Source organism: Acidithrix sp. C25, from assembly GCF_904848545.2.
On record NZ_CAJHCI020000006.1, the window covers coordinates 512,509 to 526,770 of the forward strand.

The window sequence follows — 14,262 nt, forward strand, 5'->3', positions numbered from 1 at the left end:
TTGGGGCCACCGCTTGCCGGTGAGTGCCAGTCCTGGTTTACGACCGGTAAAGCAGTTCAAAGGCAGTCTAGGCGGGTACCTTCCTCTGACTGCAGCTCCAACAGTGAATGGATTCCGATTAGGACGCCATCATCCTTAGGGTACGGTCGGGACCATTTGCATTAGCCCAGCAGCTGCGACTTCGATAACATCGACACAACGATGTGCCAAGACAGTCAACAGCTCGACGAAGTCGAATCCTACCATTAGTGTATCTGCTAGTTCTACTAGCGTCTGGGTTAACTTTGCCTCTCGGGAGGTAGTCACCTTCTCGCACTTCCTCTCCAAGTGGGCTGGTTTGGTCCATGGCGGTTAACCGTGGGCCAGAAACGAAACGCGTTTGGCGTAACCTCTAAGGCCCGCTATTGGACGGTACAGTGCGAGAGCTCTGTGAAGGCGCAGGATTTCTGCGTGAGATTTGCTGTGTCGGGCTGCTGGAAATTGAGAATCGTAAACAATGGAACTAAAGTGACCCACCTCCAACGATAAAAATTACCGTATAAATTAAACAATGCTCTTACGTGGAGAATGCAACCAACGCGATCGCAGTCTCTTTCCGCTAGGGGAGGGCAAGCCGCCTCAGCCTTCTCGGCCCTATGGGAAATTGTAACACCGGACAGTGAAAATCTAATAGCGTTCGTAGTCCAGGGATGATGAATCTCATCATTACATTTAGGCCATGAAGGATAGATCGCCAATGTCTTTGGCTGGCGGTTTTCTAGTAGCTTGAAGCTTTGCATGTCTTTATTCGCATGTCTACAATTGGGTCTCAGCCTAGAGTTGCGGTGGTCGATTAAGGTTGGGAGCCACCATGGCGATGTAGGAGTTCGAGGGCACCCCGGCGGGCATGACCCACGACGGTGGCGTCGTGGTCAAGGTATGCGGCAGCCATAGCGCCGTCGTATAAGGAAACGATCATGGCAAGGAGACCGGGGTCCCGGTTGGTTTCACCAATGAGTTCGGAGAAGGTCTCTCTGACACGTTGACGATGGGCAGCGACCTGCTCGGCGACTGGACCTTGATGAGGGAACTCTGCAGCTGCGTTGATGAATGGGCATCCGCGGTAACCAGGGCTTGCGGCTCGATCGGCGAGGAGATCGAAGGCCGCGATCACCATCGGGGTGGAGGAGGAAGATGGCTTCATTCGGAATCGATCTACTCGCTCGCTCACTGCAGTGGTCCAAGCGAGGCTTCGGCGGGCGAGGTAGGCAGCGACGAGTTCGTCCTTGCTTGCGAAGTGGGCGTACAGGGTGGCTTTGGCGACGCCGGCTTCGGCGATGACCCGGTCGACTCCGATTGCATGAATGCCTTCGGCGTAGAAAAGGCGGCTAGCAACATCGAGAAGCCGATCGTGAGCGCTTAATATTTTTACAACCATCTTTTTAATCTTATCTTGAGGAAATAAATAGACAGATCGGTCTGTTTTTTCGTCTGTACGATGGATCGACGTGTGTGAACACAGATCAACAACAGGGGAGACAATATGACTATAAGTCTTGCGGAGCAGCTTAAGGCGCAGAACCAAGCAGGCAGGGCAAGGATTCCCACCGAGAAACTAGCAGTGATGGACCGGGCAACGGCAGATGTGGCCGCCTCGGGAATCGTGGGATCAAGCCTTGGGGTGGGTGCTATAGCTCCTGACTTTAGCCTGGCGGATGCTAATGGATCTAAAGTAGAGCTATCTTCCCTTCTTGCGAAGGGTCCGGTGGTGCTTGCCTTCTATCGGGGTGGTTGGTGTCCATATTGCTCAACTGAGTTGAGAGCGTTGCAGGCCAAGCTACCTGAGATTACTGCAGCAAACGGTACTTTAGTGGCGATATCGCCTCAGACCCCGGACAATTCGTTGTCGACGGCGGAAAAACTTGAGCTCGCTTTTCCGGTCCTCTCCGATGAGGGCAACCGTGTCGCCGATTCCTACGGGCTTGTCTTCACACTCTCCGAGGATTTGCGAGAGGTCTATGCCGGTTTCGGCCTTGATCTTCCTAAAGCCAACGGTGACGATACTTTCCAGCTGCCTCTGCCGGCAACCTATGTTCTCCGTACTGACGGGACCATTGCATGGCGCTACGCGGACGCTGACTATACCAAGCGCGCCGAGCCCGATGAAGTTATCGCTGCTCTGAAAGCACTATGAGCCCAGCAATAAGGATCTCGAATCAAGAACTCGTCGGCTAGGCCGGCGTGTTCTTGATTCGAGGGGATGATATCATCCATTTGTCTTTGATCAATTCAATGTTCTATTTCCGACCTTATGTTGAAGATTTGGTCGGGGCCGCCCAGTTCTTAGTTGAAGAGGGCCACTTACTTAGAGGAGAAGCATAATGGCAGAACTTGACTTTTATTTTGACCCTGTTTGTCCATTCGCGTGGATGACGAGCAAATGGGTTCGCGAGGTTTCGGGGCAACGCGATTATAGCGTTGAGTGGAAGTTCATCTCGTTGCGTCTCGTGAATGCCAAGATCGACTACGCGAGCCATTTTCCAGCTGGCTATGAGCGAGGCCACGCAGCTGGTCTAGAGTTGTTACGAGTCGCCGCAGCAGTTCGCAAGGAATATGGGAGTGAAGCGATTGGATCACTGTACGCGGCCTATGGGGCGGAGATCTTCGATTCGCCCCCCGGTCGTCAGGCTGACCTGCATCGAGACCCGGAGGGTTTTGCGGCGCCGATCCTCGAAGGACTCGGACTTCGCGTTGGGCTGGCGAGTGCGGTGTTTGACACCACCTTTGACCCTGAGATCCAAGAAGAGACCGATCGAGCGCTAGCCTTGACCGGTCGGGATGTAGGCACTCCGATTCTGCATTTTGAGCCTCCTGAGGGTCCTGCATTTTTTGGCCCGGTTATTAGCCGACTTATGAACCCTAATGAAGCCGCGGAGCTATGGGACCACGTTGTTGCACTTGCACGTTTTGGTGGTTTTGCAGAGCTGAAGCGGTCACTGCGCGAGACGCCACAGCTACGCGCATTCGGGATCGAAGAGGGAGTGGTTGGCGCCCAAGAGGATTGGCACCAAGGACATCGTCGCGACACTGCGGGAAGCTGAGGCTATGAATAGGACTCTCCTCAGTCGATTCGGTATATCGTGAGCGCGCCTGCACAACGACCATCGGTCGTAGTCTTCGATGTCAACGAAACCCTGTTCGACCTGTCCGCGCTCCGTCCTAATTTTGAGGCGATGGGTCTACCTTCTTATGCTCTTGATTGGTGGTTCGCGGTCGTGTTGCGTGATGGTTTCGCACTCGCTGCTGCTGGGGACGCGTCAGCCTTCGTATCTCTGGTTGAGATTGCCTTAGATGAGGTCTTCGCCTCACTTGGTCGCAATCCTCCCACGGATGTGGCTGCCGGCCTGCTCGACGCCTTTAGGGAGTTACCGGCTCACGCTGACGTAGGGCCAGCCTTTAGACGATTGGTCCAAGCCAATATCCCCGTAGTTGCTCTTACGAACGGAAGCGCTTCGGTTACGGCTGGCCTGATCGAGCGGGCGAGCCTCTCCCATCTCGTCACCCACGTGCTCTCGGTCGACTCGGTAGGTTACTGGAAGCCACGGCCAGAGGCATACCACTTTGCTAGCAGGGAGGTAGGAGTTGAAGCGGGGCGACTCGCCATGGTTGCGGCACATCCTTGGGATCTCAATGGCGCTTCGCGGGCTGGTCTTGTTACCGGTTGGGTGAATAGAACAGAAAGACCGTGGCCCAGGGCCTTTACTCAGCCTCATGTTGAGACTTCAACGCTTGATGGTGTTATAGACCAACTATTGGCTTTGCCATAGGCGTAGCGGTTGATGAAGCGGTCTTAAGCCTACTGTCGTGGGTCTCGATTGACTGGTCCAAAATTAATGTGATTTTTGGATCGGGTTGCTTTTATATCAACAATTCTAAGCAAAATCCAAAGGGCTGTTTTGTCAATTAGTACCAGTTGCTTGAAAGCGCCCGTGGTCCAAGATCATTGGAGTGTGCCGAAAAGTGAAGCTTTTTGCGCACTCCAATGATCGCCAATTGTCGATTGGGTAGCAATGCTCGTAAATATCGTGCCTCGTGGTGTGCCATTGGGCAATGGCTTGACTTTAGTGCTTATTTTTATTGATAATTGCTTTATGCCGAGCTAGGTGGCTCCGTTTGCCATCTCTCCGCAAAAGACTATTTCTAAATTAAAAGTTTCAAATGGCGCGAACTCGTACCGACGTTCCATATGCACAGATTTCAGTTCCCATGTTTGCCATTTCACAGGTGTCAAAGCGGAATGCAATTACTGCGTTGCCGCCTTTGGCCTCGGCTTCCTCAATCATACGCGACATGGCTTCGTTTCTGCTTTCGGTAAGATTTTTGGTGAGTCCCTTCAATTCTCCACCCACGATTGATTTGAGACCAGCTCCAAATTGTGAACCAATATTTCGCGAACGGACTGTCAGACCAAATACCTCTCCCAGTACCTCATCGATCTCGTATCCAGGCAGATCATTCATGGTGGTTACAAGCATCTTTACCTTCTTAAGTTGTGTCTTAGTCCACTTATCTTATAATTTAGTCCTAAAAATTCTCACTGCGCACTGAAGATTGGCAATTTAATAGTTGTCTAAGTTGCCGTAGTGGGGGATTCAGTGTTGGCTTCTTTCGTTTGAATTCATGAGTTTCTAATAGATTTTATATGCATCCTATGGACTGGCTAAGTCGCTCCGATGGCAATAGCTTCAAGCGTAAGTTGTAAGATTTGTTGCGGGGAGCTTGCCCTGGTCCTTTTGCTTTTTTGGATGCAACTCATTCCTTACCCCTAGAGGTTAGCTACGAAAAAACGGTGTCACTATTTATTAGAAATCGAAGGTGACAAGCCTTCCTGAACCCACAGATATGGCTCTCAATTGTCAGATTAATGGCCAATAAAGGGCACAAAGAGCCCTTTATGGAGTCACTCAATTATTCAAATGTCAGTCAAATAAGACCCTGTCCCAAGTCATATTTGGCTGGTACTTTTGTCTTGTCTGGTGAGGTCGTCGTGTTAGCTGTGTCTTTGACCATAATCGTTTGGCGACGTTGGGGGTATTTGGCAGCAGTTCGTCCGACATTGCAGGGCTGGGCGATCAAAGCCCTCGATATGGGGCGCTGGTCTTTGGGAGGTTACCTCCTCGATTAGGTCGACGATTAAGTCGCTGAACGCAGGATCGTCTGAGGGCGTCACTACTCTCTCAAAAGATGCTCCGAGTTCTTTGGCACTGCTATTGGCCAAGGTGTCTAAATCGTAGATGACTTCCATGTGGTCGGAGATAAAACCGATAGGAATTGTCACGAAAGCCCTCTTTTGATCTATCTGGTAGAGGTTGGCGATTTCGTTAGAGATATCTGGCTCGAGCCAGGGCTGACTGGGTGGGCCTGAGCGTGATTGATAGACACGTCTTGCTTCAAATTTAAAGTTAAAGTGATGGTTTACACGACTGAGAATATGATTTTGGACTACGTCAAGCTGTTGGACATAGTCTGAGGTTGATGCCATCGACAGTGGGATCGAATGGGCACTAAACAGGAGAGCGATCTCATCTAGGGGATGCATCTTGGACAGCTTGTCTATTTTTAGGATGGTGTCATTGATAAAGGGATTCACAAAGGTTGGGTGATCCCAGAATTGACGAAGTTTGGTCAACTTGATTGGAGCATTTAGCTTCTCTAGGACGTCGGCTACTTCCGTTTTATATTGTCGACATCCAGAAAAAGAGCTATAGGCCGACGTGACGAAGTAGAGTGCCTCTTTAATCCCATCGTCTATCATCTGTTGGATTGCTTGTTCTAGGTATGGTTCCCAGTTGCGATTGCCAAAGTAGACGGGCAGATCAATCCCCCTAAGCGCGAGCGATCCCTCGAGGCGCTCGATGAGGTTGAGATTGATCTCATTAATAGGACTTTTCCCCGCAAACATGTAATAGTGCTTTGAGACTTCTACAAGGCGCTCGCGGGGTATCGGTCGATTTCTCGTAACGTTCTCCATAAATGGAAGTACGTCATCGGGTCCATTGGGCCCGCCGAAGGATAAAAATAAGATCGCTTGGTTAGTCACCTAACCAATAATAGCTAGACGGCTTTGGTAACTTTGTCAGAACGAATGCAAGAGGTACATACATTGATTCGCTTGTTGGTTCCATTGACGACTGCGCGGACTCTTTGTATATTTGGATTCCAACGCTTCTTATTTCTTCTATGGGAGTGGCTTAGAGACATTCCAAAGTGAGGACTCTTGCCACATAATTCGCAAACTGATGCCAACGCACTATCTCCTCGCGCTTTTTATTTTAAATCAAAACAGCTGTATCAGCATAGTAGATAACTGGGCGAATTAGCCCCTAAGTTCCCTATTCTCTTATAGCATTGGCTCAGGGAGTTGTTTGAATATGGAAGACAAAGGGCACGTGCTCTTGAAGTTGTTGAGCACTTATGCACGGATTCTTGAAGCATATCGGGATCGAATAGACCGATTGAATGTATTTCCAGTTCCCGATGGGGATACTGGAACAAATATGTTTTTCACGATTCGCTCGGCTGTGGATGTGATCGACGCGCAAAGCGCCTCCGAGCAAAGTCAGTCGGGGAGCGCCGGGAGCGCCGGAAGGTTTAAAGAGATCTCAAAAGGAGCACTCCTAGGAGCTCGAGGCAACTCCGGGGTCATCATGTCCCAGGTCGTAGCCGCCTTTTGTAGTGTCTTTGGGGCTCATTCGGATCAACCGGTCACAGCCAAAGACGTTGAGAGTGCGTTGGAAGAGGCCAACACTCGTTCTCGAGGCGCAGTATTGCGCCCCGTAGAGGGAACTATTCTGACGGTTATCTCTGACGTTGCCAAAAGGGCTAAATCGTTGGGCGAAAACCTCGATCTGGGCGACTTCGTCCGGGGCCTCTTTGACGAAGCACAGGCATCCCTTGAGCGGACTCCTTCTCTTTTGGCTCCTCTTGCTCGTGCGAATGTGGTCGATTCAGGCGGCGCCGGATTTGTTCTATTTGTTGCTGGGCTTTGTCGAATTCTCTCCAATGGCGACTTTGATTGGGGCACCGATCGTCCTTTTCTCTTTGAGAGTCGAGTTCCAGGTCCAACTAGATCGAAAGAAGATGACTTTGTAGCCCCTAGCGAGAGCCATGAGCTGGGTCCGCGGTACGAAGTCATGTTCATCCTTGAGTCCCACGATGAGAACGTCATGGTGAACTTTCGTGAGGTTTGGGCAGGACTTGGAGATTCGATCGTGGTCGTTGGCCAAGATGGAACTTATAACTGCCATATCCATACTGACGACATTGGTGGATCGATCGAGGCAGGCATTGCTGGTGGCTTACTATCGCGAATTCGAGTCACTGACCTCTTTGAAGAGATCGCCGAAGAGCGTTGGGTTGTTGAAGCCCACGGAGCTGGAGCTCCAGACCCTTTTAGCGCCGAGACCGACGTCATACCAAATACAGCAGTCGTGGTGATTGCCAATGGGGACGGTATAAGGCGCATCTTTCGCTCAATGGGGGTTCATCGGATCGTACAAGGCGGCCAATCGATGAATCCGTCAACGGAGGAGATTCTCTTGGCTATAGAGGAAGTTCCCGGTGACAATGTCATTGTATTGCCAAATAATACCAACGTCACTCCTGTTGCCCAGATAGCCGCTGAAATCTCAAAGAAGTGTGTCAGAGTCATTCCTACCAGAGGCGTGGTAGAAGGCCTCTCTGCACTTGTCGAGTTCGACCCGATGGTTTCCATTGACGAAAACTTTGAGTCCATGAGTGAATGTGCCAAGAGGGTAACTGTTGCAGAGATCACTCAAGCCGTTCGGGATTATTCCGACGAATCCGGGTTAGTCCACGCTGGTGATTTTATCGGCCTATCGCGCCAAGGATTGGTTGCAGTTTCTAAGTCGCTTGAAGATACAGTTGTGGATACTATTGGGAAGTTGCTTGAAGATGACTCAGAGATCGTAACCATAATTGAAGGCGAAGGGTCAACTTCGGCGATAACCCGGGAGATTACGCAATGGTTGAATATAAACTTTCCCGAAATAGAAGTTGAATTGCACCACGGTGCTCAGCCGCTCTATCCATATCTTATAGGGATAGAATAGGCGTATCCATAGTTGTTTGAGATGGTCAAATGCGACCGTGACTTTGACATAGTTGTTATGTAGTCGACTTTTTAAATCGAGTTCAAAAGGCTCCTTGGTTACTTGGTGGCTGTACCCGTAGCCGGGTCGATTCAAGCATTGGCAGCGAATCCCCGTGGGTCTTTCCTGGTAGGTTAAGATAACATGAACACGTGTTCGAATTATTTGGATCTGGTCAACCTTCCGATCTCCTCGGTTGATGGAATTACCCCAGCTAAGGCGAAAGCTTTGGCCGAGGGGGGATTCCTAACGGCCTACGATTTGGCCACCTATTTCCCTCGACGTTATGTAGATCGACGCTATAGAAGCGGGATATCTACTGCTTCTCTTGGCCAAGATGTTCTATTGCTCGTGAAAATTAGTGAAGTGAGAGCTAAGTTTCAAGGTAAAGGCCGTGAGATAATTGAGGCAATTGCAGCTGATGAAACAGGAACTATCAAAGTTGTATTCTTCAATCAGTCTTGGAGAAAGCACCAGCTCAAAGCCAATATAGAGGTTGCTCTCTATGGAAAAGTAGAGAAGTTTGGCCGTTTTTTACAGATGGTAAACCCTATCGTTGATCTCATAGGAGATCGAACGGGGCGGATAGTACCTATCTATCCTCACTCTGAAAAGTTTGGCTTCCGCTCTGATGAGATGCCCAAGTTCATTGGAAAAGTGTTAAATTACACAGCTGGTTTGATCGATCCACTTCCCCGGAATATGCTTCAGGGGCTCGGTTTGATCTCGCGATCCAAAGCGCTTAGGGCGATCCATCAACCTCAGGACCCTATCGACCATAAGGATGCTCGGAACCGCTTGGCTTTCGATGAATTTTTGCGACTTCAAACCCATTTGGTCGCCAAGAAGGTTTCGTTGGAGTTGGCGGCCGGGGGAATCTCCCATAATTCAAATGGTGTGCAGTATCTAACTTCGATGAGGATCGCTCCGAAAGCATCTTTTAGTGCGCGCTCGCAGGGAAGCTACCAACCGACCCTAGGGGACTATAGCTCTGATAACCTTTTGGTGAGATTTCTCTCTTCGCTCCCGTTTGCGCCAACTCAGGCTCAGATAAGAGTGATCTTTGAGATTAGTAACGATATGGCATCGCGGGTTCCAATGCATCGACTATTACAAGGCGATGTCGGAGCCGGTAAGACATTTGTAGCGGTGGTGGCTGCTTTGATAGCTGTGCAATCGGGGTACCAGGTTACTATTATGGCTCCGACCGAGGTCTTGGCGGATCAGCACTACATAGGGATCTCAAGACTGCTAAGTGGCCTTGATGTTCCAAATTCTGGCGACGGCGGGCTCTTTGGAGATAAGGAAAGACCACTAAGCGTTGGTCTTTTGACCAACAAGGTCACCGCTTCGAATCGGCGTCGACTCTTAGACGAGCTCTCAAAAGGGGAGTGCGACATCTTGATTGGTACCCATGCGCTATTGAGCGAGGGTGTTAGATTTTTAAATCTGGGTTTGATCGTCGTAGACGAACAGCATCGCTTTGGTGTAGAACAGCGTGCGATCTTAAAGGAACGATCGATCTCTTCCGGAAGCTTCGAGCCCGATACTTTGATTATGACGGCGACACCAATTCCACGTACCGCAGCCATGACCATTTTTGGTGATCTTGACTATTCGGTCCTCGATGAGCTTCCACCAGGTCGAAGTCCGATCATTACCAAGTGGGCAAAGAATGAGGAACAGCTCCATGGGACTTGGGTTCGGGTTCGTAGAGAGGTAGCCCAAGGTAGGCAGTGCTATGTAGTTTGTCCGCTGGTGGAAGATTCAGAGAAGATTATGGCAAAGTCGGCGACTGCGATCTACGAGGAACTCTCTGTCGGTGAGCTCTCGGGTCTACGTCTGGGTCTTCTCCATGGTCAGATGGCTACTAACGATAAAGCTCTCGTCATGGAGCGCTTTCGAAACCATGAGATCGATGTCCTGGTGGCAACCACGGTGATCGAAGTTGGTGTGGACGTTGCCAATGCTACGGTGATGGTCATCATGGATGCAGGACGTTTTGGCATCGCACAGATCCATCAACTCCGAGGCCGTGTCGGACGAGGCGCCCATCAGTCTTATTGCTATTTAGTTCAATTGGGTGAAGTGGAAGAGACTACGATCTCTCGCCTTTCGGCTTGTGTAGATTCTAGTGATGGTTTTGTCCTAGCCGAGGCTGACTTGGAATTACGTGGCGAGGGAACGCTACTCAACGCTAGACAAAAGGGACGTAGTGACCTGCGGATCGCCTCTCTCTTTCGCGACCGGGACCTTTTAAACCAGGCGAGGTCGGTCTCAAGGACGATCGTTGGAAATGATCCAACCCTCTCAAACTACCCAGCGCTAAGCGCTGAAATAGAACTCTTTGTTGGTAATGATCAAGGCGACTTTATTACGCGTAATTGAATTATTCTTGCTCAAATGACACTAGATTATGCACCTGGTTTCATAGCTACAACTTCATCCTTGACCACTTCTTTGATGACGTGTTCTTTGATGGGCCTATCTTAGATGGTGAAATTAGGAACTATAAATCTTCACTAAAGGCCTAGAGCTGTGGCTGATCTGGGGTCTTTTAGGTGGCGCTGGCGGAGGGATAAAAGAAGTTGGGCACCTTGGATGCCCCCCCTGTACTTGGCCTTATTCGATTCTTCCTTACTATTTGCCTCCTTAGCGAGTGGGACGATCTATTATCACTCTATTTTCACTCTATTTTCACTCCGCCCTGGGCGGTTCCTTGTAGTTGAATCAAATCGTCAAATTGCACAACACCCCAACTATAACGAGGTTACGCTAAAGGTGTATGGTGATACCTATGTCTCGTTTCGCACGTTAGCGCAAAGCTAGATACGATTGATCGAGATAAGAGCTATCTCTTTAGCAATATCGGCATGAACAAAGATTTATCAGTTGGGTGGGATAGCAAAAGTTGAGAGTTGCACTATTTCCTGGATCATTTGATCCCTTTCACAACGGCCATATGGAAGTCGTCGAGCGAGGATCTCGTCTCTTTGACAAAGTGGTAGTTGCGGCTATGAGAAACCCTCAAAAGGCATCTGCTCTATTTAACCTTTCAGAGCGACAGGAACTCATAGAGGCATCAGTCTCTCACCTTGACAATGTAGAGATCGTCGCGCTCTCTACATTGGTTGTAAATCTTGCCGAAGAAATTGGAGCTAACGTTATCATTCGAGGACTCAGGGCAGTCTCTGACTTTGAAAATGAACTTCAAATGGCTCAGATGAACCGACAACTCTCCGGGATAGATACAATCTTTATTCCAACGTCATCTGAATATTCATTTTTAGCGTCGCGACTGCTCCGAGAGGTGGCATCCTATGGGGGTAATGTATCAAAGATGGTACCAGAGCCTATAGCTAACGCGATACTTGCTAAATTTAGAGAGTGAGTTCAATAGGAGACCGGGGATTATGACGCGTTTTGACCAAGATCCCGAAAGACAAGATGTTGCTCTAAGTGGCATCTTGGACCGCATGGAAGAGATTGTCTCCAGCGCCAAGGCTATGCCCTTATCGGCTTCTGTTTTGGTGTCGCGCGACGAGATGCTGTATCTGATTTCTCTCGCCAAGGACCGCTTTCCTGCTGAGATGCGCGAGGCGCAATGGATTATCAAGGAGAAGGCGGAATATCTCGATCGGGTTTCCCTCGAAGCCCAAGAGATAATGGATCAAGCTAGAAATCGCGCAGAGGCGATGGTCTCAAAGCAAGAGGTCGTTCGCCAAGCCCAAGCAAGCGCTAACCGAATAGTGATGATGGCCAGAGAAGATGCCGCTCGACTGCGATTTGATGCCGAGGACTATGCCGACCAGAAGCTAGCTGAGTTTGAGATTGCACTCTCTAGGGTCATGAAGGCTATAAAGGCTGGACGTGAAAAGCTAGCCCACACTATGGCGCCGGTTGATCCGCTACCTCTTGAGGTCGAGGTTGGATTTGGAGAGGGAGAGATACCCTTTGATCAAGATTTGAGTTGATACGTTATGGGCAATAGAGATTTTAAGGTTTCGGTTACCAAGCTGCTGAGCCATCCAGGAGAACCTCTAGAGGTAGAACTTGCAGGCCTAATAGGGGATCAGTTCGTATCCTCTGCGTGGGTCGAGGAGGGTTCTACTACGCATTTATCGGGTTCATTGGAAGCAGTGCATTCGGGAGTGATGTTTAGCGGCGTGGCAAAGGTGAATATCGTAACGGAATGTCGTCGATGTCTTTGTCATAGCAAAGCGGACCTCGTCGTAGAGATTCGAGAGCTCTTTGAATCTGACTATAAAGAGGACGAGGGGGACACCTATCCAATCCACGGTGAATTTGTCGATCTTGAAGAGATGGTCAGAGATGCCGTAGTTTTGGCCCTTCCACCGGCACCTCTATGTAAGGAGGAGTGCGCGGGCCTTTGTGTTACCTGTGGGGTCGACAAGAATTTAGTTAGCTGTGGCCATGATAATCAGGGGCGAGATCCTCGATTTTCTATCCTTGATCAGCTTCGTTAAGGCCGGATGTGTCGGAGCACCATTGTAAGGGTGTTAGAATCTTTTGGGCAAAGTTCAAGTAATGAGCTTTGGTGATATTTTCTAGCAGCCTTACTTGTTTGCTAGTGATTCGAAAGAGATGTTAAGATGGCAGTTCCAAAGCGTAAGGTATCCAAGCAAAAAGGCAGAAGCCGAAAGGCGAGTGCATGGGTCCTAAAGGCTCCTTCTAAGAGCACTTGTCCTCAATGTAACTTTGCCAAGAGGCCTCATATCATTTGCGCTAACTGTGGCTGGTACCATGGCCGTCAGGCTGTTGAGGTTCGATAGTATTGCTTCCAGTTGCTATTGACATGATGGGTGGGGATAATGCCCCCTCGGCAGTTATCGAAGGCGCTAAGAGGGCCATCGATGAACTTCATGCACCGCTGATTTTGGTCGGTACTCAAGAGGTAGTTGGTCCGCTTGCGAAAGAGGGATTTGAGGTCGTTGTTGCATCCGAGGTTATTGAGATGCACGACGATCCGGCTTCGTCCGTTCGAAACAAGCGAGATTCATCTCTGGTGCGATGTGCCGAGCTTGTAAAGACCGGTATGGCTTCTGGAATGATATCAGCCGGGAACACCGGGGCCGCGATGGCCTCTGCCCTTTTGAAGATCGGACGCCTTCCTAAGGTCGCTCGTCCGGCAATAGCGACTGTGATACCGGTGCCAGGTTCGACCCCGACTGTAGTGATTGACTCGGGAGCAAATTCAGAGGTAATGGCACCTTGGTTGGTGCAATTTGCTCAAATGGGTACCGTCTATTCGCGTGAGCTTTTAGGTATCGAAAAGCCCCGCGTTGGAATCCTGTCAATTGGCGAAGAACGGGGCAAGGGAAATCAGCTCGTCAAAGAAGCCTTCCCCCTCCTAGAGGTCGCGAATTCAATCAACTTTATTGGAAATGTTGAAGGTCGCGACGTGATGAGCGAGAACGTCGACGTTATAGTTTGCGATGGTTTTGTGGGCAATGTTGTTCTAAAGACCCTCGAAGGCTCCATGAAGACCTTGGCCAAGGCGATATTTGGGGCACTTGGTAGTGGTGAAGATGGATCCAAGATCCTCGACCTAGCCCTTCCTAAACTTTTCCCAATTTTAGATCAATTGGACCCTGATACCCATGGTGGCGCTATGTTGCTCGGTGTAAATGGAATTTGTATTATCTCACACGGCTCATCGTCTCCTAAGGCGATTTATAACGCGATTGTTACCTCAATGCGATTAGCAGAGCATGATTTGGCTGCTAAGTTGGCCAAATCCGTACTTCTTTAGATTTGAACTGTAAAAGATCAAGACACCCTAGTGACCCCGGAGGTCAATGTGACTGGAAAAGCAACCTACTCCACAAAAGATGAGATCTTTGAATCGATCAAGAATAATCTTGCAGATATTCTGGAGATAGACCCTTCTGGTATTTTAATCAATCAGTCATTTACTGAGGATCTCAGCGCTGACTCACTCGCGCTAATTGAACTTGTTGAGGCGATGGAAGAGGAATTTTCCGGCGGTGATCATACTTTTAGAATCGAAGACGAAGACCTTGAGGACCTCAAGACTGTCTTCGACGCCGTTGAGTATGTTGCAGCAAAGCTTGAAATCCTAAAGTAGGCC

Annotated in this window: 16 protein-coding genes; 11 read left to right on the plus strand and 5 right to left on the minus strand. The window is 49.6% G+C overall.

The genetic code is table 11. The features are described 5' to 3' along the window. Window positions 1-135 precede the first annotated feature (135 nt). Window positions 136-306 carry a hypothetical protein gene (locus ACIDITHRIX25_RS71410; protein WP_160291830.1) on the minus strand — a complete coding sequence of 57 codons (171 nt, stop codon included), beginning with the start codon at window positions 304-306 and terminating at the stop codon, window positions 136-138. A 526-nt stretch (window positions 307-832) separates the two neighbouring features. Further along, on the minus strand, window positions 833-1,417 hold the full coding sequence (locus tag ACIDITHRIX25_RS71415; protein ID WP_052605854.1) for a TetR/AcrR family transcriptional regulator: 585 nt from the start codon (window positions 1,415-1,417) through the stop codon (window positions 833-835). A 105-nt stretch (window positions 1,418-1,522) separates the two neighbouring features. Here ACIDITHRIX25_RS71415 and ACIDITHRIX25_RS71420 point away from each other — a divergent pair, with 105 nt between their 5' ends. From ACIDITHRIX25_RS71420 to ACIDITHRIX25_RS71430, 3 genes are all read left to right on the plus strand, one after another. Then, window positions 1,523-2,173, plus strand: a complete 651-nt coding sequence (locus ACIDITHRIX25_RS71420; RefSeq protein ID WP_200891259.1) for a peroxiredoxin-like family protein — start codon at window positions 1,523-1,525, stop codon at window positions 2,171-2,173. A gap of 187 nt (window positions 2,174-2,360) precedes the next feature. Next, window positions 2,361-3,080 (plus strand): mycothiol-dependent nitroreductase Rv2466c family protein, encoded by a 720-nt coding sequence (locus ACIDITHRIX25_RS71425; RefSeq protein WP_201732427.1) that lies wholly within the window; start codon window positions 2,361-2,363, stop codon window positions 3,078-3,080. Window positions 3,081-3,119: 39 nt separating this feature from the next. After that, entirely contained in the window at window positions 3,120-3,806 is a 687-nt protein-coding gene (locus tag ACIDITHRIX25_RS71430) for a haloacid dehalogenase type II (RefSeq protein WP_201732428.1), read from the plus strand. Window positions 3,807-4,193: 387 nt separating this feature from the next. On the opposite strand, the gene ACIDITHRIX25_RS71435 is transcribed toward ACIDITHRIX25_RS71430, so the two are convergent. The 3 genes from ACIDITHRIX25_RS71435 to rpmB all read right to left on the minus strand — a co-directional run bounded on the left by ACIDITHRIX25_RS71435 (window position 4,194) and on the right by rpmB (window position 6,285). Next, window positions 4,194-4,514: a YbjQ family protein gene (locus ACIDITHRIX25_RS71435; RefSeq protein WP_052605857.1), complete on the minus strand. Its 321-nt coding sequence runs from the start codon at window positions 4,512-4,514 to the stop codon at window positions 4,194-4,196. Window positions 4,515-5,029: 515 nt separating this feature from the next. Next, on the minus strand, window positions 5,030-6,079 hold the full coding sequence (gene hemH, locus ACIDITHRIX25_RS71440) for a ferrochelatase (RefSeq protein WP_201732429.1): 1,050 nt from the start codon (window positions 6,077-6,079) through the stop codon (window positions 5,030-5,032). 14 nt (window positions 6,080-6,093) lie between these two features. Further along, window positions 6,094-6,285, minus strand: a complete 192-nt coding sequence (gene rpmB / locus ACIDITHRIX25_RS71445) for a 50S ribosomal protein L28 (RefSeq protein ID WP_082058824.1) — start codon at window positions 6,283-6,285, stop codon at window positions 6,094-6,096. Window positions 6,286-6,410: 125 nt separating this feature from the next. On the opposite strand from rpmB, the gene ACIDITHRIX25_RS71450 reads away from it, so the two are divergent. From ACIDITHRIX25_RS71450 to ACIDITHRIX25_RS71485, 8 genes are all read left to right on the plus strand, one after another. After that, complete coding sequence (locus tag ACIDITHRIX25_RS71450) at window positions 6,411-8,111, plus strand: DAK2 domain-containing protein (protein ID WP_201732430.1); 1,701 nt, start codon at window positions 6,411-6,413, stop codon at window positions 8,109-8,111. A gap of 183 nt (window positions 8,112-8,294) precedes the next feature. Beyond that, window positions 8,295-10,538 carry an ATP-dependent DNA helicase RecG gene (locus ACIDITHRIX25_RS71455; protein ID WP_201732431.1) on the plus strand — a complete coding sequence of 748 codons (2,244 nt, stop codon included), beginning with the start codon at window positions 8,295-8,297 and terminating at the stop codon, window positions 10,536-10,538. A gap of 523 nt (window positions 10,539-11,061) precedes the next feature. Next, entirely contained in the window at window positions 11,062-11,541 is a 480-nt protein-coding gene (coaD, locus tag ACIDITHRIX25_RS71460; protein WP_082058826.1) for a pantetheine-phosphate adenylyltransferase, read from the plus strand. A 22-nt stretch (window positions 11,542-11,563) separates the two neighbouring features. Next, the gene (locus ACIDITHRIX25_RS71465; protein ID WP_052606866.1) at window positions 11,564-12,124 is read left to right on the plus strand and encodes an ATP synthase subunit B family protein; all 561 of its coding nucleotides are present in this window, start codon (window positions 11,564-11,566) and stop codon (window positions 12,122-12,124) included. A 6-nt stretch (window positions 12,125-12,130) separates the two neighbouring features. Continuing rightward, window positions 12,131-12,637: a YceD family protein gene (locus ACIDITHRIX25_RS71470; RefSeq protein ID WP_201732432.1), complete on the plus strand. Its 507-nt coding sequence runs from the start codon at window positions 12,131-12,133 to the stop codon at window positions 12,635-12,637. 126 nt (window positions 12,638-12,763) lie between these two features. Continuing rightward, window positions 12,764-12,943 (plus strand): 50S ribosomal protein L32, encoded by a 180-nt coding sequence (gene rpmF, locus ACIDITHRIX25_RS71475; RefSeq protein WP_082058827.1) that lies wholly within the window; start codon window positions 12,764-12,766, stop codon window positions 12,941-12,943. A 2-nt stretch (window positions 12,944-12,945) separates the two neighbouring features. Further along, window positions 12,946-13,923, plus strand: a complete 978-nt coding sequence (gene plsX / locus ACIDITHRIX25_RS71480; RefSeq protein WP_052606868.1) for a phosphate acyltransferase PlsX — start codon at window positions 12,946-12,948, stop codon at window positions 13,921-13,923. Window positions 13,924-13,953: 30 nt separating this feature from the next. Beyond that, window positions 13,954-14,259, plus strand: a complete 306-nt coding sequence (locus ACIDITHRIX25_RS71485) for an acyl carrier protein (protein WP_235347860.1) — start codon at window positions 13,954-13,956, stop codon at window positions 14,257-14,259. Window positions 14,260-14,262 lie beyond the last annotated feature (3 nt).

What these genes read in the sequence shown, in the direction of transcription:
- ACIDITHRIX25_RS71415 (WP_052605854.1), bottom strand. Translation starts at nt 1,417, where the DNA reads ATGGTTGTAAAAATATTAAGCGCTCACGATCGGCTTCTCGATGTTGCT.
- ACIDITHRIX25_RS71420 (WP_200891259.1), top strand. Translation starts at nt 1,523, where the DNA reads ATGACTATAAGTCTTGCGGAGCAGCTTAAGGCGCAGAACCAAGCAGGC.
- ACIDITHRIX25_RS71425 (WP_201732427.1), top strand. Translation starts at nt 2,361, where the DNA reads ATGGCAGAACTTGACTTTTATTTTGACCCTGTTTGTCCATTCGCGTGG.
- ACIDITHRIX25_RS71435 (WP_052605857.1), bottom strand. Translation starts at nt 4,514, where the DNA reads ATGCTTGTAACCACCATGAATGATCTGCCTGGATACGAGATCGATGAG.
- ACIDITHRIX25_RS71450 (WP_201732430.1), top strand. Translation starts at nt 6,411, where the DNA reads ATGGAAGACAAAGGGCACGTGCTCTTGAAGTTGTTGAGCACTTATGCA.
- ACIDITHRIX25_RS71455 (WP_201732431.1), top strand. Translation starts at nt 8,295, where the DNA reads ATGAACACGTGTTCGAATTATTTGGATCTGGTCAACCTTCCGATCTCC.
- ACIDITHRIX25_RS71465 (WP_052606866.1), top strand. Translation starts at nt 11,564, where the DNA reads ATGACGCGTTTTGACCAAGATCCCGAAAGACAAGATGTTGCTCTAAGT.
- ACIDITHRIX25_RS71470 (WP_201732432.1), top strand. Translation starts at nt 12,131, where the DNA reads ATGGGCAATAGAGATTTTAAGGTTTCGGTTACCAAGCTGCTGAGCCAT.
- rpmF (WP_082058827.1), top strand. Translation starts at nt 12,764, where the DNA reads ATGGCAGTTCCAAAGCGTAAGGTATCCAAGCAAAAAGGCAGAAGCCGA.